A 17,525-nucleotide genomic window follows, 5' to 3' on the forward strand; every position below is an offset into this window, starting at 1 on the left:
ATTGGAGCGACACACGAGGTTCGAACTCGTGACCTCAACCTTGGCAAGGTTGCGCTCTACCAGCTGAGCTAGTGTCGCATCATGGAGGCGCGTCCCGGAGTCGAACCGAGGTCCACGGATTTGCAATCCGCTGCATAGCCACTCTGCCAACGCGCCTTCGTTTGTCCCGCTTCAGTAAGTTGCCTTCCTCTGCGGTACGGGTTGGCATTCTACATAAGTTTTTTGGGCTGTCACGCACTAATTTCGGCGTTTTGGTTTGTTTGCTTCTTTATCGAGCAAATCTGATAAATATCAGCCACATTGATCAAACTTTTAGCAAAAATCTCTGGCATTTTTCATCGCAGCCCTTATGTGGCGTGGCTTGCAAACGCTCAAAAGAAAAAGCCAGCGAATGATCGCTGGCTTCATTTTGTTCAAATTCAGGTGACTGATTAGATAGCCTGAACGTCAAAATCCACTTCTGGGTTAACGTCAGCGTCGTAATCCACACCTTCAACACCGAAGCCGAACAGTTTCAGGAATTCTTCTTTGTATTCCACGTAGTCTGTAAGCTCTTTCAGGTTCTCTGAAGTGATTTGTGGCCACAGGTCACGGCAGTGTTGCTGGATGTCGTCACGCAGCTCCCAGTCATCCAGACGCAGACGGTTTTTATCGTCTACTTCTGCTGCTGAACCATCAGCTTTGTATAGGCGCTGACTGAACATACGGTAGATTTGCTCCATACAGCCTTCGTGAACGCCTTCAGCGCGCATTTTCTTGAACACCATAGCGATGTACAAAGGCATCACTGGAATCGCTGAGCTCGCTTGAGTCACAACAGATTTCAGTACCGCTACGTTTGCAGTACCGCCAGTCGCGGAAAGCTTGTCGTTCAGCGCCGCTGCTGCGCGGTCCAAATCCATCTTCGCGCGACCCAATGCGCCGTCCCAATAGATTGGCCAAGTCAGCTCAGTACCGATGTAACTGTAAGCTACGGTCTTACAACCGTCAGCCAGCACGCCTGCGTCAGACAGTGCTTGAATCCACAGTTCCCAGTCTTCGCCACCCATTACGGTAACCGTGTCTTTGATTTCCTGCTCAGTTGCAGGCTCAACACTGGCTTCGATGATTTGGTCTTTGTTGGTGTCTACTGCTGTAGAAGTGTAAACATCACCAATTGGCTTCAGTGATGAACGAACCACTTCACCTGTTTTTGGCAGTTTACGAACTGGAGAAGCCAATGAGTAAACCACCATATCAACCTGACCAAGATCTTCTTTAATCAGCTCAATCGCTTTCTTTTTCGCTTCATCAGAGAATGCATCGCCGTTCAGGCTCTTTGAGTAAAGACCTTCTTCCTTGGCGAATTTGTCGAATGCCGCAGAGTTGTACCAACCCGCTGTGCCCGGCTTTTTCTCCGTGCCTGGCTTTTCGAAGAACACACCGATGGTCGCTGCACCGCCGCCAAACGCAGCAGCAATGCGCGATGACAGGCCATAGCCGCTAGATGAACCTACTACCAGTACACGTTTTGGTGCGTTAGCAATTGGGCCTTGGGCTTTGGTGTATTCGATTTGCTCTTTTACGTTAGCTTCACATCCTTTTGGATGGGTAGTCGTACAGATAAATCCGCGAATTTTCGGTTTGATGATCATATTCAACCTTCCTTTCAAAGTTGGGCTTAGGATAAATACTTCATCTTGTTTTGGCACTTGTTTTTGTCGCAAAACCCCGATTTCGGGTAGTGGTTGGAGGTGTTAGCAAGAAAAAACGCCGCAGTTGCGGCGTTTTTGAGAACAAATCTGCTGTTATGCAGCTTTACCTTTCTTCGAGCTAGCCGGTGCAGACTCAGATTCTGACTTGAACCATGAAGGGTCAAAGTTATCCACCTGGATCGCTTCGTAGCGCAGCCCATCAGCGTGCTTGATTTGGTCGACTTCTTCTTGGGTCAGAACATTCTGCTCAAGGGCAGCATCCAAACGCTCGGACAGTAAACCTTTCGCAGGGATTTTCTTCGCTTTTGCCGCAACTGCCATTTTCTTCTCAAGCGGCTTAACCGCCACCATGGCTTCGAAAGCGCGCTCCATGATACCTACCGGGTCAGTTGCTTTGTCGCCGACATAACAAAGGTGCGTCAGACGCTCGCGGTGTGCACCTGGAGTCATCAGCAAATCAGCAATTTGCGTTGCCAGTTTGTCTGATGGTGCTTTGTAGTGCATTCCCAGTGGGAACAAAATCGCACGCAGTGAGAAGCCAACACCTTTCTGCGGGAAGTTGTTGAACGCGCCGTCAAACGCTTCCGCACACTTGTTCAAGCAGTGTTGCAGTGAGTAGTGAACGAATGGTAGGTCAGCTTGCTGACGACCTTCATCTTCGTAGCGCTTCAATACTGCAGACGCCAAATATAGGTGACTCAGTACATCACCCAAGCGGGCTGACAGCATTTCACGGCGTTTCAGTTCACCACCCAGCGTTAACATGGCAACGTCGGCTGTAACTGCCAACGCACGACTCATACGGGACAGTTGACGATAGTAAGCCGCCGTTTCGCCCGATACCGGTGATTTGTTAAAGCTTGAGCGAGTAAATGCATTGGTGAAAGACATCAGCACGTTCTTAGTGGCAAAGCCAATGTGTTTGATCAGCAGTGAATCAAACGCTTCTGCACCTTTAGCTTCATCTTGCTCTGCCGCCGCTTCCATTTCTTTCAGTACGTATGGGTGACAACGTGTTGCACCCTGTCCGAAGATCATCAGGTTACGGGTCAGAATGTTTGCCCCTTCTACTGTGATTGCCACTGGCATACCAAAGTAGTGGTGACCAACATAGTTCAAAGGCCCCAACTGGATTGCACGGCCGGCATGAATGTCCATCGAATCATTCAGGATGGTGCGCGCCAGTTCAGTCATGTGGTATTTGGCAATGGCAGTCACAATACCCGGCTTCTCATGCATATCCAGAGAAGTCGTGGTCAGTGTGCGCGCCGCTTCGAGCATGTAGGTGTAACCACCAATGCGGCCCATCGCCTCGCCCACACCCTCGAATTTACCGATGTGCATACCAAACTGTTTACGAACATAAGCGTAAGCACCTGTTGTGCGTGCCGTCAGGTGACCAACTGCCGTGCCCAGTGCAGGCAGTGAAATACCGCGACCTGCTGACAGACATTCCACCAGCATACGCCAGCCTCGACCCACGTAGTCCTGACCGCCGATAACCCACTCCATTGGAATGAACACATCCTGACCGCGTGTTGGACCATTCATGAATGACAAACCTAACGGATTATGACGCTCACCAATTTCAACACCTTCGTGATCCGCTGGGATCAACGCACAGGTTATACCGAGCTGTTCTTTGTCGCCTAACAGACCTTCAGGGTCATGCAATTTAAAGGCAAGACCAAGCACAGAAGCCACTGGCGCTAACGTAATGTAGCGTTTGTTCCACGTCAGGCGGATACCCAGCACTTCCTTACCTTCGTGCTCGCCCATACATACGATGCCTTTATCCGGGATAGAGCCCGCATCTGAGCCCGCTTCAGGGCCAGTCAACGCAAAACATGGGACGTCCTGACCGTTTGCCAAACGAGGCAACCAGTAGTTCTTTTGTTCCTCAGTGCCGTAGTGAGTCAGTAGCTCACCTGGGCCCAGAGAGTTTGGTACCATCACAGTCACCGCTGCACTCAAGCTTCGCGTGGCGATGCGTGAAACAATGGTCGAGTTCGCATAGGCAGAGAATTCGAGACCGCCGTACTCTTTTGGAATGATCAGCGAGAAGAATTTTTCCTTCTTCAGGAACTCCCACACTTCAGGCGGTAAGTCTTTGCGCTCCTGAACGATTTCAAAGTCATCCAGCATCCCCAGCAGTTCTTCCAGCTGGTTTTCCATGAACGCTTTTTCTTCGTCAGTTAAACGTGGTTTTGGATACTGCAGCAACTTACGCCAGTCGGGATTACCGGCGAACAGTTCGCCATCCCACCATACACTGCCAGCTTCCATCGCCTCACGTTCTGTCTCAGACAGCGGCGGAAGAACCTTCTTGAAAAACTTAAATGCAGGGTCGCTTAAATAACGTCTTCTAAGTGATGGTTGAGAGCTCATGATTCAGATCCTTGTATTTGTAACACGTTAATTTTTTATTATTTTTAAGCTTTATCCTGCACTTTGCGGCACGCCGCTTGGCACAAGAGACAATTCCTGACTGGTCGGTGCGTCCACACCTGCTGCCAGATAAGGGATCAATCGGTCGAGAATGTCTTCAGTCGTCACATTGGAACCAAAGTCATTCTCAGCGATTTCACTGAGTGCAACGTTAGACGCCATGGTGAAAATCACCGCGCCCAGCGTAAAGTGAAGTCGCCAAAACACATGTTCAGGTTTCAGTGATGGGTTGGCTTTTATCACCGCTTGCGTAAAAAGCTTTAAAACAGCATCGTAGCGGGTGGTAATAAACCAGCGAAGGTGGCCCTGAACGTCGGTATAACCGCGGCCGATAAGCTGCATAAACGTGGAAGCACCATGGCGGCGGAAAGTGTCTAACCCCAATAGTGGACGCTTGGTACACGCGAATACTTCTTCCATTGAAATGTCATCTTTCACTAAAAGTAGCCTCAACTCTTGCTCCAGTTGTGGCATAAACTGTTCGAGATAACGGGCGAGGACAGCACGCACAAGCGACTTCTTATCACCAAAGTGATAATTGACCGACGCCAGGTTTACCCCAGCCTTGCTCGTGATGGTGCGAAGAGAGGTCTCTTTGAAACCATGCTCAGCAAATAACTGCTCCGCAGCATCGAGAATTTTTCCTTTGGTTTCGCCTTTCCCAGCCATTTTCATTCACCTGTATTAAACACTTGTTTAACTTTACATCCCGTTAGCATTAATAACAACCCCTAAACAATCATCAAAAAAGTTGTCCTTGCCACGAAAAAAATCTGTTGGATGTAAGCGTCTGTAAATTAATACCATTCGCTGAAACGGCACTCAGTCACACTCAAATGTGAGAAAAAAATCGATTCTTTGGGGAACAATCTGGACTTCATCAGGTCACATATAATGCCACTGCTTTTTCTTAGAAGTTTTTATTCTTCTGGAGCCCGTACACTGATTTTGAGTACGGGCTTTTTTTCGTCTGGCGTCAGAGATTGGGGATTTTGGAGAGAGAAAATTTTTTTCGAAATTTTTGAACTAAATGAAAATGGCCCAGTCTGAATGTATGTAGATAGCGGATAAGTGCCTTTTAATGTATAGCTGGCCGCCACACATGACTTCCAACTTATCGCTAGATGCTGCTGCTTTTTCTTACTCCTGCTTAAAAAACATTTATGTTGCCCGCTTCAGATGAAGCGGGCTTTTTTTATGCTGCCATTTACCCCAACGTCGGCAATGGCATGTCAAATGGCGACGGATACTTCAGCGTCATACCCAACGTTTGTAGCGTGTGATCAGCAACTATCACCTTCCCTTCACCCCCGTCTTCAATAAATTGCGGTTCCTGCAAACCCAGTCCTGCAGCCGCCCAACGGTAAAATGCTGAACGAGTAGGATGATCGGTGGCGCTGAGATGGAAAGTTTCGCCACCGATTTGCAGAGCAATAATGGCACTGACCGCCTGAATACAATCTTCACGATGAACAAGGTTTACTGGATCCAACCCTCCACTGACATTTTCTCTGCCCGCGAGATGTTTTCCAGGATGACGCTCATCACCAATCAAGCCCGACAGTCTCAGCACAACGCCACGATCACCAAACTCAGCGAATACATAATCTTCAATCTCACGATGGGCTTTCCCAGATTCTGTGTTGGGCTCACAGACTGTTTTTTCTGTGACTAACCCTGTGACACTGCCGTAGACCGAAGAGGTACTGATAAAGATGAATTGTTTCACGCCGCCAGACTTTGCGGCATCCACCATTCTCTTCATGGCATTAACGAACACATTTCCATCGATTGTTCGTCTGCCGGGCGGAATGTTGGCCACAAAAACATCGCTTTCAAAAAGAGGTTGTGATGACGGGTCGTGTTTCTCGCTAAATATATCGAACACCACACCATTGATGTGCTTCAATTCCAATTCGTTGAGAGACGCAACGCTACGTTTGCTACCAGTGACCGAATATCCAACTTGATGCAAATATTCAGCGAGAGGAAGACCAAGCCAACCACATCCGCTTATTGAAACTGTTTTATATGGTTTCGACATCGAAAGTTCCTTGTAAGCCATTTTCATTTCTACGCTTGATTCATTCGAGACGTGCCACAAGAAACCGAACCCGTTTCGCATTTGGTGAAAAAAAGCTTCGGCATTGTGTAATTAAGCAACTAAAAGCGTGAATGAATACAAATTTTTTGGAGGTATTTTTTGGTTAAAATGTTATTAAACGACTCCAACCGTTAGACTCGACTATAACATCGTTGGACGTCGAAATATTTCACCCAATAGCGTCAGACCTTACCGCCAGTAATTTTAGGCAGGAAAGACTGACAAAATAGACAGCGGAAGCAACGCGGTAATCTGAATGAACACCCTAGAAAAAATACAAAAAAATATTGAAAACTTTAGTAAGTCGGAAAGGAAAGTCGCTGAAGTGATCATCGCTTCTCCTCAGACTGCTATTCATTCCAGCATCGCGACACTCGCCAAAATGGCTGATGTCAGCGAGCCTACAGTAAACCGTTTCTGCCGCAGGCTAGATACGAAAGGCTTCCCTGATTTTAAACTTCATCTGGCACAAAGCCTGGCAAACGGTACACCTTACGTGAACCGTAATGTTGAAGAACATGACAGCGCCGACGCTTACACCTCGAAGATCTTTGAATCGACGATGGCATGCCTGGATGTAGCGAAAAACAGCATCGACGCCCACCAAATCAATCGTGCAGTGGATTTGCTGACTCAAGCTAAGAAAATTTCTTTCTTCGGCTTGGGCGCTTCAGCATCCGTTGCCCACGATGCACAAAATAAATTCTTCCGCTTTAACATTCCCATCGTCTGTTTCAACGATATTGTCATGCAACGCATGAGCTGCATTAACTGTACGGACGGTGATGTTGTGGTCGTCATTTCACACACTGGCCGAACCAAATCTCTGGTAGACGTTGCGACTTTGGCCAAAGAAAACGGCGCGACCGTCATCGGTATTACCGAGAAAGGCTCTCCGCTGGACAAAGTCTGTTCGCTGACCATTACGCTGGATGTACCGGAAGACACTGACATCTATATGCCGATGGCAAGCCGTGTGGTTCAGATGACCGTGATTGACGTTCTGGCAACAGGCTTCACACTTCGCCGTGGTCCAGGTTTCCGCGAAAACCTCAAACGTGTGAAAGAGGCCATTAAGGACTCTCGATTCAACAAAGAATCACTGACATAAACTTTAAAGGGCAGACGCAAAGTCTGCCCTTTTTCTTTCTCTTACGCCCACTCATCTACACTCTTTATATAAACACAAATATCAATAATTCCTCATTGCTCTTTCGTATGCATTTTTACTCAGGAGACTTTCATGTCTGAGATATTACGTCGAACAAAGATCGTGACTACATTGGGCCCGGCTACCGATAAGGAAGGTATGCTGGAACAAATCATCGCTGCCGGCGCTAACGTGGTGAGGATGAACTTCTCTCACGGTACCGCAGAAGACCACATCGACCGCGCCAATAAGGTTCGCGCTATCGCTGCGAAACTCGGGCGTCATGTCGGTATTCTCGGCGATCTACAAGGACCAAAAATTCGTGTATCCACCTTCGCGGATGGCAAAATTCAGCTCGCGGTCGGTGATCGCTTTGTGTTGGATGCTGCGCTCGAGCCGGGAAAAGGTGACAAAGAAAGCGTCGGTATCGATTACAAGAACCTACCGAATGATGTCGTTCCAGATGACATCTTGCTGCTGGATGACGGACGCGTTCAGCTGAAAGTCATTTCGGTAGACGGTACTTGTATCCACACGGAAGTCACTGTAGGTGGCCCCCTTTCCAACAACAAAGGCATCAACAAGAAAGGTGGCGGTTTATCAGCACCCGCTCTGACCGATAAAGACAAACAGGACATCCTCACTGCTGCAAAAATCAATGTGGACTATCTGGCGATATCTTTCCCGCGTAACGGCGATGACATGCGTCTGGCCCGTTCGTTAGCACGTGATGCAGGCCTTGATACCCGTTTGGTTGCCAAGGTAGAGCGGGCGGAGACCGTCGCTACAGATGAGAACATTGATGACATCATTGAAGCTTCTGATGCTGTGATGGTGGCTCGTGGTGATCTGGGTGTGGAGATCGGTGATCCAGAACTTGTCGGCGTACAGAAGAAACTTATCCGCCGCGCCCGCTCGATGAACCGCTGTGTGATTACCGCGACACAAATGATGGAATCGATGATCAAAGCGCCCATGCCAACACGCGCAGAAGTCATGGATGTGGCAAATGCTGTGCTGGATGGAACAGACGCCGTCATGCTGTCTGCTGAAACCGCAGCGGGCGATTACCCACTGGAAACCGTAAAATCCATGGCAGAAGTCTGTATCGGCGCAGAGAAGATGCCATCAATTAACGTTTCCAACCACCGCCTGAACAAAGAGTTTGAGCTGATTGAAGAAACGGTTTCCATGGCGACGATGTACGCGGCAAACCATATGCCGAAAGTAAAAGCCATGGTGTCACTGACTGAGTCTGGCAAAACCGCGTTGATGATGTCACGTATCAGTTCGGGCAAGCCAATATTTGCCCTTTCCCAACATGAATCCACGCTGTCACGTGCAGCACTTTATCGTGGCGTAACACCGGTCTATTTTGAAAGTGACACCGGTGCTGGCGCAGAAGTGGCGCACAAAGCCATTGCCCTTCTGAAAGAGAAAGGCTATCTCAAGCCTTGGGACGTCGTGATTTTCACTCAAGGTGATGTGATGGGCTATGTAGGCGCAACCAACACCATGCGAATGATTACGGTGACCTAACGGGCAATTGGTTCATTGCAAACAAAGAAATCCCGGCGATTGCCGGGATTATTTTTTCAACCACCCTTTGTCGACAGCTTCACTCAGCATCATCTGTACTTTTTCCCACAGCAGTACAGAGCCTTTTTCAATCTTGCTGTTAATGCTTAGCGCCTGATCGTAGCGCACACCATGCTCCTTCCAGCTTTGCCCGTCACTGTGATAGTTGAGCAACATGGGCAACATGCGGTCCAGCGCCTTACCATACCGCGCTTCGGGCGTTTCACCTGCTTCAAACTCTAACCATAGGGCCATGAGCGCATCTCGCTGATCTTCCGGCAGCATGCCGAAAATACGCTTCGCCGCTTTCAGCTCTTTCTCAGGCTGAAGCTTCGCGGCTTCCAAATCGTAAACGAAGGTATCTCCCGCATCGATTTCCACCACATCGTGGAGCAGCAGCATTTTCACCACTTTCGCGACATCCACTGACTCATTGGCGTGTTCTTCTAATAACAGTGCCATCAAAGCGACCTGCCAGCTGTGCTCAGCAGAGTTCTCCAAACGGTCGTTGTCACTTTTAATCCGGGTTCGTCTTAGTACGGCTTTGAGTTGATCCATCTCGACAATCAATGCCAGTTGCTTTTCCAGCCTTTCAAATGCCGATGTTTCATTCATTCGTGGACGCTACCCAGTTGGTGTTGATGACAGAGGTAAGGATATGGCCTTCCCAATTCCCGTTAATCAGGAGGTAGTCTTTGGCTTCACCTTCTTTCTTGAATCCTGCGGCCAGAAGCACGGCTTCACTGCGTTTGTTCCTTGGCATGTAAGAAGCCATCACACGATGCATGTTGAGGTTATCAAACAACCATTGGTTGGTCGCTTTGAGCGCCCGACGCATAATGCCTCGCCCTTGCGCTGACTCAGCCAGCGAATAGCCAACATTACAGGCGTGAAAAGGGAACTGCATGATGTTGTTGTAAGTGATCACGCCGCAAACTTCATCGCTTCCTTCTTCAAAAATCATGAAGTAATACGCCAGCCCATGACGTTGCAATTCGGTTAGTTGAATGATGCGCCGTTCCCAACCTTCATAAGTGAAAAAGCTGTCTGGTCTCAACGGCTCCCAAGGTGTTAAGTATTGGCGATTAACCTGAAAATAATTCACGATAAGTGGGATATCAGGCTTCTGGATCGCACGAATGATAAGATTATCAATACGCAATTGCGGGAATGGGTTTATAATTTCGACTGACAATTCGCCTCCTATCCAACTGTGTCGTTGTTATGTATTACGATAGCTTTGAATCACCGCTGGGGAAAATTCACTTACTGGCTGATGGGTCAGGGTTGAGACAATTGACCTTATGCCTTCATCATCCTGTTGAATCCTGCAAACAGTGGAAGCACTCCCCCATCCACCTCGCCCCTTACAAGAAGCAAATTCTCGAATTCCTCAACGGGGAACGTGCTCAATTCGATATCCCTCTCGCCCCCGACGGCACGGAATTCCAACACAAAGTCTGGCAAATTCTTCGTGGCATTCCTTATGGGGAAACGAGGTCTTATGCTGACATTGCAAAGGAAATTGGCAATCCAAAGGCTTATCGAGCGGTTGGAATGGCTAACAATGTGAATCCCATTCCCCTTGTTATCCCCTGCCACCGTGTGATCGGCAGCGATGGTGAGCTTACAGGATATCGCTATGGTCTGGAGATAAAGCAAAAGCTCCTGACGATGGAAAAAAATGGCGACTGATACAGTCGCCATTTTTTCTATTTCTTGCCAATGCCGTACTCGCGGAGTTTATTCGCTACGGCGGTATGGGAAACGCTGAGACGCTTCGCCAGTTTGCGGGTCGAAGGATAACTGCGATAAAGGTTCGACAGTATCCCCGACTCATAGCGTTTCATGATGTCGTCCAGCGATCCTTCCAGCGTTTCTTCCGTTAGGAACGCGCTTTGTTCTGTCTCTGGCAACTGGATGTCATCTTTGGTCAGGCAACCTTCTTCGATTTGCGTCATCGCACGGAACAACACATTCCGAAGCTGTCTGACGTTACCCGGCCATGAGTATTGGTTCAGCAGTTCCAAAACGCCTTGTTGTAGCATGGGTCTTTCTTGCCCCAACTCAGCAGCAAACTGATTCAGGAACAGCTCTGCCAGCGGTTGAACATCAGAGGGACGCTCACGAAGTGGTGGCACTGTCAGAGAAAGAACATTCAGTCGATAATATAGATCTTCGCGGAATTGCCCTGCGGCGACGCGTTCAGACAGATTCTTCTGCGTCGAACAAATCACACGCACATCAACCTTAATCTCTTTCTCTTCGCCCACCCTGCGGAAGGTGCCATCTTGCATAAATCGAAGCAGTTTAATCTGCAGGTGCTGACTCATTTCACCCACTTCATAGAGGAACACAGTTCCGCCATCAGCCTGCTCGAGCTGGCCTTTCTTGCCTTCTCGTCCTTCCATTGGCGCACAGCCAAAAAGCTCAGTTTCAGCCGCATCGTCCGGCATGGATACACAATTCACCAGCAGGAACGGATGCTCAGCTCGGTGAGAGCGTTGGTGGCAGGCTTTCGCCAGCATTTCTTTGCCTGTCCCGGTTTCCCCTTGAATCAGAAGCGGTGCATCCAACGTCGCGAACTTCTTCGCCTGATTCACCAAAGTGCGGAACTTGCTGGATTGACCGACCAAGTGCTCAAAACCATGCTCACCCGGCGTGCGGTATAAGGTGGTTGGCAGATGGTTCATGGAAACTTGTTTAAGCTGAATTACTGCACTGGCCAGCACATCTTTATCTTCACTGTCAGTGACATAAACCGGCATCACTTCCATCAGGTAATCCATGCCTGAAAGCACAACCTGACGGTGAACTTGACCGGCGTTATCGCGCTCTAGCCAATGGGTGAAGTTGAAATCAGGAAACACGCTGTTGGCCGTTTCGCCAATCAAGTCAGATTCTTCACTGCCCATCAGACGCAATGCGGCCTTGTTCGCCATGTCAACTTTGCCGCTAAGATTGACGGAGAAAACCGGATCGCTCAGTGTTTCGAGCAGTGCTCGCAGCTCGCGGTGTTCACGCTCAGCGGGTAGGAACTGAATTTTCCGTACATCAGTCACGCCGCTGATAAGACGGATTTCGGACATCAATTGCCTGAACTCTTCGAATTCTATTTCGGGGCAGTTGAGATAGATAATGCCAACTTGGTCGATTTCGATACCACGCAAGTCAATGTTGCGACGCGCCAGAATGTCGAGGAGTTCGCGGGTTAATCCAAGTCGATCTTCGCAAAAGACCTGTAATCTCACGGTAGTGTCCTGTATGCAGTGGGGCTGACGGCATCCTGTCTTTCGGTGTCAGCCACGTTGATTTGAAAAGTCGCCATAATCCCTGAGAGCGTGACATATTCAATTAACTGTATAAAAAAGTGTCAGGAATTGTTGACAGTGAAAGGAGTGTGCGCCTCTCAAGCGATTGAGTCAAGCGGTGCCCATGAAAACGTGAGAGAGCTAATCCTCTCCCTGCAAAAGGAAAACAGCGCCATTGGCGCTGCTAATTTCCTGGAGTGAGTTTGGTAAGTAACTGCTTACGCATGTCAGACAGCTTCGGCGCATTTGTACCAATGTAAGGCAGCGGACGCATCACCGACATGGCTTTGTAACCGAGTCTTGCCGTCAACAGCCCAACTCCCAGCCCTTGCGCCGCCCTTGCGGAAAGCTTGCCTGCGATATCGACGGACAGCAGATCCGTACCAATATCCGTGATCGCTTCACTGGCTCCGGCGAACGCCATGTTAGCCAGCACTAACTTGAGTAATCGAATGCGCGACCAGTAGCCCAGCTTTACGCCATACACTTTGGAGATTTGCTCCAACAGCCTGAAGTTTCGCCACGCCACCAACAACATGTCAGCCACAGCCAATGGGCTGAGGGCAACCATGACCGCAGCTTCTGAGGCGCACTTGGTCACCATTTTCTTGGCACGGGCATCTTGTTCTGTCACTACCATTTGGTCGTAGAGTTCGAACACTTCCCGGTCGTTATGCGTCGCTGCCAGCGACGTCTGCCATTTATCATAACCGGCCGTCAGTTCAACCCCTGACTGTTTGGAAAGCTTCTCGCAAACGCCTTTGGCTTTACCAATGCCTTCAGCCGCCATGATGGCAGTGACTTCCTCGCGTTCATCCTGCCGGCCTTTCAGGCGACGGAGTGCCAGAAATTCCCGCCCCAATGCGCCTATGCCCATCGCCGCGATACCGGCGACAAAACCGCTCCAGCCGACCGTCAACCAATCTCCAGCCTGTACTGCTGTCCATACAGAATCGACAGTTTGCCAGCCAACCAAACCAATGCCTGCAACGGCGAGCGCTCGCAATCCCCAACGTTTTTTTCTTGGTGAGGTTAAAGTCGCTTCCAGTGCCTTCTCGGCATCACTTTCTTCTTCTATGCTGGTGACAGCAAACGAAGTGTTGTCCTGCTCAAATTGACGCTGAAACGTCAGCTCAGGCGATTCATCCTGTTGTTTTTCAGGCTCATCAAACACGACAGCTTTTTTATAATCGTTCATCTCGCCTCCTACCTCAGTTTGTCGCCCAGCAAATATTGCAGCGCCTTGTCCACGCGAATGTGTGGTAATGGCTCATCCACATCGGTTTGCTGCGGACGGAACTGACGGAACTCGAATTGGTTATCCTGCCAGAAAGCCTCGCCCGGTAACCTTGACGGCACATCGCCCGGGTACATCAACATCGGCTCGCCATTTTCCAACGTGCCGCGCAGTGCAGACATGGTGTCACCCTGATGGTTTACCATGCCGGGCTCAGTCGCCTGAATCGACGCCAAGCTGACACACTCCATATCAATGCCTTCAAATGCCGCTGTTTGCCAAGCTTCGTGGATCAGCTGCTGGAGCAGAGAAACCAGATTCGGGTGCTGGTCTGGCGTCACATGGTCAGCTTTGGTTGCCGCAAACAGTATCTTGTCGATACGCGGTGCAAAGAGTCGTCGCAGCAAACCGCTTTTTCCGTAGCGGAAGCTTTGCATTAACTGCTCCAACGCCATTCGCATATCGTTAAACGACGCTGGGCCTGCATTGAGTGGTTGCAAGGTATCCACCAGCACGATCTGTCGATCGACTTTAGAGAAATGCTCTTGATAGAAGCCTTTCACAATATGCTGGCAGTAGTAATCGTATCTCTGTTTCAGCATGGCGTAGTTGCTGCCTTTCGGCGCATTCGCCAGTTGGTTTTCTCCATACTTATTGCCAACCAATGGGAAAAACTGAAGCACGGGTGCGCCTGCATATTCGCCTGGTAATACAAACCGGCCCGGTTGCACCCAATGCAGCCCCCCTTCTTCCTTACAGGCATGAAGGTAAGCGGTAAATTTCGCCGCTATCTCGCCGATCAGTTTTTCGTCCGCGTCTGCCAAAGGGTCGAAGCTGTCGACCGATTCCAGCCAAGCCTCTGCCAGCTCTTTGCGCTTGCCAGTCAAGATGCCACTTTGTTTACGCGACCATTCATCAAAACTCATGGAGAGCAGTGGCAAATCAAGCAGCCATTCTCCGGGATAATCAACGATGTCGAGATACAGCGTTGCGGTATCTTGCAATAACTTCATCGCCCCTTTTTCAGGTCGATAACGGATTTCCAGTCTGATCTCGCTGACATCGCGCGTTGGAGAAGGCCATGTTGGCGGATGCGCGCGCAATGATTGAATGCCAAGATCGTAGTCAAAGGCAGGAATATGCAGCTGACTCTGCTGTACACGTCGCGCACCGAGAACACGTCCTTCGCGGACGGGCGCAAACAAAGGCATGCGCGGATTGGTCGCGCTGTGCAGCAACTGATTGATGAGTGAGGTGATAAACGCGGTTTTACCAGCACGGGAAAGTCCAGTCACGGCGAGACGAACGTGTCTGTCCAGACTACGACTCACCCATTTATTCACCTGACGTTTCACTGAATTCATAAATAGCAGCACCCCTCAAAAGGTAAATCCCCCGCGATAAAAGCGGGGGATGAGGACACAATAACTATTGTTGCTTTGTTTAGAGCTTTTTGAACTGTCGATTCAGTTCATACTCTTTTGATGTCACGTACGCTTCCATTTTGCCAACGTCCCGCTCCATCTCTCCCATTTCATTATCAATATCAGCCAGCAATTGGCTTGCTGATTTACCTTGTTGCCAAGGTTTTTGTTTCACTTGATGTTCTTTGTAATGGAAAGTCCGTTTTGCCTCTTCCGGCGGCATTTTTTCAAGGATGAGCATGGCAGCAATGTATGCCACGATAACGAAAAAGCCCAGTCCCATCAGAAATGCCGTCACAGTCAGGATCCTCACTAACCAGATTTCCATCCCGAAGTAATCGGCGACACCTGCACAAACGCCACCGATCTTCCCGTTTACAGGATCACGATACAACGTTTTGCTCATTGTCTATGTCTCCAATTTGGCGCTTCCTCATCAAGAATGCGCTCCAGAGAATGAATGCGGTCCTGTAAAGCTTCCGCGCGGTTTGCCAGGGCTTGCAATTGCTCAAACTCATCACCACTCAAACCCTGACCAACTTGTCGTTTACTTCGGTAGTGGAGCCACAACCACAGTGGTGCAACGAATACAAAAAACACCACCAGTGGAATTGAAAGAAACGCCATTGACATGCCTACTCCTTACCTTTGCGAGGGCTTATTCTTTATCCTTAAGTTCCGCTTTCATGCGCTCAAGTTCTTTTTCGATTTCATCCTGCGCTTGCAGGTCTGCAAATTCGTCTTCAAGACGTTTGCCTTTGCCGATGCTGTAGCTGTCTGCTTCTGCTTCCAGCTCATCGATGCGGCGCTCATATTGCTCGAACTTTGCCAGCGCTTCGTCAGTGCGACCAGTGTCCAGTTGGCGACGAACATCACGGCGTTTGCCTGCCGCTTCACGGCGAATTACCAGTGCTTGCTGACGGGCGCGGGTTTCTGCCAGCTTGGTTTCAAGCTCTGCAATTTCGTTACCCAGTTTACCGATAGTTTCTTCGACCAGATTGTACTCTTCTTTGAGGGTCAGCAGGACATCGTGCACTTTTTGCTTTTCAATCAGTGCCGCGCGAGCCAGATCTTCACGAGATTTCTGAAGGGCCAGTGTCGCTTTTTCCTGCCAATCTGTCAGTTGACGTTCAATGCCTTCGATTTTACGCGCCAGTTCTTTTTTGTCTGCCAGCGCACGTGCTGAGGAAGTGCGAACTTCAACCAGTGTGTCTTCCATTTCCTGAATGATCAGGCGAACCATTTTTTGTGGATCTTCTGCTTTATCCAGCAGTGAATTGACGTTAGCGTTAACAATATCTGCAAAGCGAGAGAAAATACCCATTGTGATGCTCCTTTTTGCCGAATGCGCTCTGTGCGCTTACAGGTGAGGAAAAACCTCATTTGCCAGATATATATCAATCCCCGTGCCAACTTTTATATCCTATAAATTACAACAAGTTAACACATTGCGTGCATTTTTTATTCATAAGGGTATGATGAAATAAACTAACAGTTGGCAAATTTCACCATGCAAAAACCTGACAACCTGATTGGCGAATCCGATCACTTCCTTTCCGTCCTCGATCATGTCTCCCGTCTTGCTCCGCTCGACCGCCCAGTTCTTATTCTGGGGGAGCGAGGTACGGGTAAAGAACTCATCGCCAAGCGCCTGCATTATTTATCACGCCGTTGGGACGGCCCGCTGGTCAGCCTGAACTGCGCAGCACTGAGTGAAGGCCTGATTGATTCTGAGCTGTTTGGCCATGAAGCCGGCTCTTTCAGTGGCGCGAAAGGAAAACACAAAGGCCGCTTTGAACGGGCTGAAGGTGGGACTTTGTTTCTGGACGAGCTGGCGACATCGCCACTTGGCGTGCAGGAAAAACTGCTTCGCGTCATCGAATACGGTGAATATGAACGCGTGGGTGGCAGCGATGTGCTGAGCGCGGATGTCAGGCTGGTGTGCGCGACTAACGAGAACTTGCCCCAGATGGCCGATGACGGGGAGTTCCGCGCTGATCTCCTCGACAGGCTTGCCTTTGATGTTATCCACCTTCCGCCATTGCGAGAACGTCAGGGAGACATCCTGCTTCTCGCCGAGTATTACGCGCTGAAGATGTGTCGTGAACTCGGTTACAGCTACTTTTCCGGCTTTTCTACGGAAGCCGTGAAACTACTCAACACTTATCGCTGGCCAGGTAACGTACGTGAGCTGAAAAACGTGGTAGAACGGGCCATATACCGTCACGCAGACGAAGGCAGCGAGATTGATTCCGAAGACATTCAACTCGACCCATTCAAAGCGCCCTGGAGAAACGAAAAGCCTGGTGAGAAAGCGGAGTCGAAATCAGAAATCACCTTCCCACTCGATTTACGCCAATGGCAGCAGGATCAGGAGAAGGAAATTGTTGAAAAGGCGATGGAACAGGCACGTTTTAATCAACGACGCGCCGCAGAGCTGCTTGGCTTAAGCTACCATCAAATAAGAGGGTTGCTGCGAAAATACAATCTGGTTGGTGAGGAAAACACCGATTCGGCATAAGTTTTTCGCCAATTGTTCTGAAATTACCCAGATATTTACGCCGCCACTTGGTGACTCC

The 17,525-nt window shown here is 49.4% G+C and carries 16 protein-coding genes and 2 tRNA genes; 4 read left to right on the forward strand and 14 right to left on the reverse strand.

Annotated elements, in window-relative coordinates:
* Positions 1-2: 2 nt before the first annotated feature.
* From QL223_RS20065 to QL223_RS20090, 6 genes are all read right to left on the reverse strand, one after another.
* A tRNA-Gly gene (locus tag QL223_RS20065) sits at positions 3-78 on the reverse strand.
* Positions 79-82: 4 nt separating this feature from the next.
* Positions 83-156, reverse strand: a tRNA-Cys gene (locus tag QL223_RS20070).
* A 275-nt stretch (positions 157-431) separates the two neighbouring features.
* The gene (gene fabV, locus QL223_RS20075) at positions 432-1,634 is read right to left on the reverse strand and encodes an enoyl-ACP reductase FabV (protein ID WP_002539280.1); all 1,203 of its coding nucleotides are present in this window, start codon (positions 1,632-1,634) and stop codon (positions 432-434) included.
* A gap of 153 nt (positions 1,635-1,787) precedes the next feature.
* A complete protein-coding gene (locus QL223_RS20080; RefSeq protein WP_046307002.1) occupies positions 1,788-4,082 on the reverse strand; it encodes an acyl-CoA dehydrogenase in 2,295 nt (764 codons plus the stop codon).
* A gap of 51 nt (positions 4,083-4,133) precedes the next feature.
* Positions 4,134-4,811: a TetR/AcrR family transcriptional regulator gene (locus QL223_RS20085; protein ID WP_046307001.1), complete on the reverse strand. Its 678-nt coding sequence runs from the start codon at positions 4,809-4,811 to the stop codon at positions 4,134-4,136.
* Between the two features lie 538 nt (positions 4,812-5,349).
* The gene (locus QL223_RS20090) at positions 5,350-6,186 is read right to left on the reverse strand and encodes an NAD-dependent epimerase/dehydratase family protein (RefSeq protein ID WP_281545759.1); all 837 of its coding nucleotides are present in this window, start codon (positions 6,184-6,186) and stop codon (positions 5,350-5,352) included.
* A gap of 316 nt (positions 6,187-6,502) precedes the next feature.
* Between QL223_RS20090 and QL223_RS20095 the strand changes: the two genes are divergently transcribed.
* On the forward strand, positions 6,503-7,357 hold the full coding sequence (locus tag QL223_RS20095; RefSeq protein WP_002539273.1) for a MurR/RpiR family transcriptional regulator: 855 nt from the start codon (positions 6,503-6,505) through the stop codon (positions 7,355-7,357).
* A gap of 132 nt (positions 7,358-7,489) precedes the next feature.
* Positions 7,490-8,935: a pyruvate kinase gene (pyk, locus tag QL223_RS20100; RefSeq protein ID WP_039850101.1), complete on the forward strand. Its 1,446-nt coding sequence runs from the start codon at positions 7,490-7,492 to the stop codon at positions 8,933-8,935.
* 48 nt (positions 8,936-8,983) lie between these two features.
* On the opposite strand, the gene QL223_RS20105 is transcribed toward pyk, so the two are convergent.
* Positions 8,984-9,589 (reverse strand): HD domain-containing protein, encoded by a 606-nt coding sequence (locus tag QL223_RS20105; RefSeq protein ID WP_281545760.1) that lies wholly within the window; start codon positions 9,587-9,589, stop codon positions 8,984-8,986.
* On the reverse strand, positions 9,582-10,169 hold the full coding sequence (rimJ, locus tag QL223_RS20110; protein WP_281545761.1) for a ribosomal protein S5-alanine N-acetyltransferase: 588 nt from the start codon (positions 10,167-10,169) through the stop codon (positions 9,582-9,584). Before rimJ ends, QL223_RS20105 begins: the two co-directional genes overlap by 8 nt.
* Before the next feature lie 29 nt (positions 10,170-10,198).
* On the opposite strand from rimJ, the gene QL223_RS20115 reads away from it, so the two are divergent.
* Entirely contained in the window at positions 10,199-10,669 is a 471-nt protein-coding gene (locus tag QL223_RS20115; protein ID WP_281545762.1) for a methylated-DNA--[protein]-cysteine S-methyltransferase, read from the forward strand.
* A gap of 17 nt (positions 10,670-10,686) precedes the next feature.
* On the opposite strand, the gene tyrR is transcribed toward QL223_RS20115, so the two are convergent.
* From tyrR to pspA, 6 genes are all read right to left on the reverse strand, one after another.
* Positions 10,687-12,225 carry a transcriptional regulator TyrR gene (gene tyrR / locus QL223_RS20120; protein ID WP_281545763.1) on the reverse strand — a complete coding sequence of 513 codons (1,539 nt, stop codon included), beginning with the start codon at positions 12,223-12,225 and terminating at the stop codon, positions 10,687-10,689.
* A gap of 244 nt (positions 12,226-12,469) precedes the next feature.
* Positions 12,470-13,483, reverse strand: coding sequence for a TIGR01620 family protein (locus QL223_RS20125; RefSeq protein WP_281545764.1), 1,014 nt, complete (start codon positions 13,481-13,483; stop codon positions 12,470-12,472).
* A gap of 8 nt (positions 13,484-13,491) precedes the next feature.
* The gene (locus QL223_RS20130; protein ID WP_281545765.1) at positions 13,492-14,886 is read right to left on the reverse strand and encodes a YcjX family protein; all 1,395 of its coding nucleotides are present in this window, start codon (positions 14,884-14,886) and stop codon (positions 13,492-13,494) included.
* Between the two features lie 79 nt (positions 14,887-14,965).
* Positions 14,966-15,352: an envelope stress response membrane protein PspC gene (gene pspC, locus QL223_RS20135; RefSeq protein WP_046304076.1), complete on the reverse strand. Its 387-nt coding sequence runs from the start codon at positions 15,350-15,352 to the stop codon at positions 14,966-14,968.
* Positions 15,349-15,579 (reverse strand): envelope stress response membrane protein PspB, encoded by a 231-nt coding sequence (gene pspB / locus QL223_RS20140; protein ID WP_002539261.1) that lies wholly within the window; start codon positions 15,577-15,579, stop codon positions 15,349-15,351. Before pspB ends, pspC begins: the two co-directional genes overlap by 4 nt.
* 25 nt (positions 15,580-15,604) lie before the next feature.
* Positions 15,605-16,270, reverse strand: a complete 666-nt coding sequence (pspA, locus tag QL223_RS20145) for a phage shock protein PspA (RefSeq protein WP_002539260.1) — start codon at positions 16,268-16,270, stop codon at positions 15,605-15,607.
* A 186-nt stretch (positions 16,271-16,456) separates the two neighbouring features.
* Here pspA and pspF point away from each other — a divergent pair, with 186 nt between their 5' ends.
* A complete protein-coding gene (gene pspF, locus QL223_RS20150) occupies positions 16,457-17,467 on the forward strand; it encodes a phage shock protein operon transcriptional activator (RefSeq protein WP_002539258.1) in 1,011 nt (336 codons plus the stop codon).
* Positions 17,468-17,525 lie beyond the last annotated feature (58 nt).

This window comes from Grimontia sp. SpTr1 (assembly GCF_947387585.1).
GTDB classification, from domain to species: Bacteria; Pseudomonadota; Gammaproteobacteria; order Enterobacterales; family Vibrionaceae; genus Enterovibrio; species Enterovibrio indicus.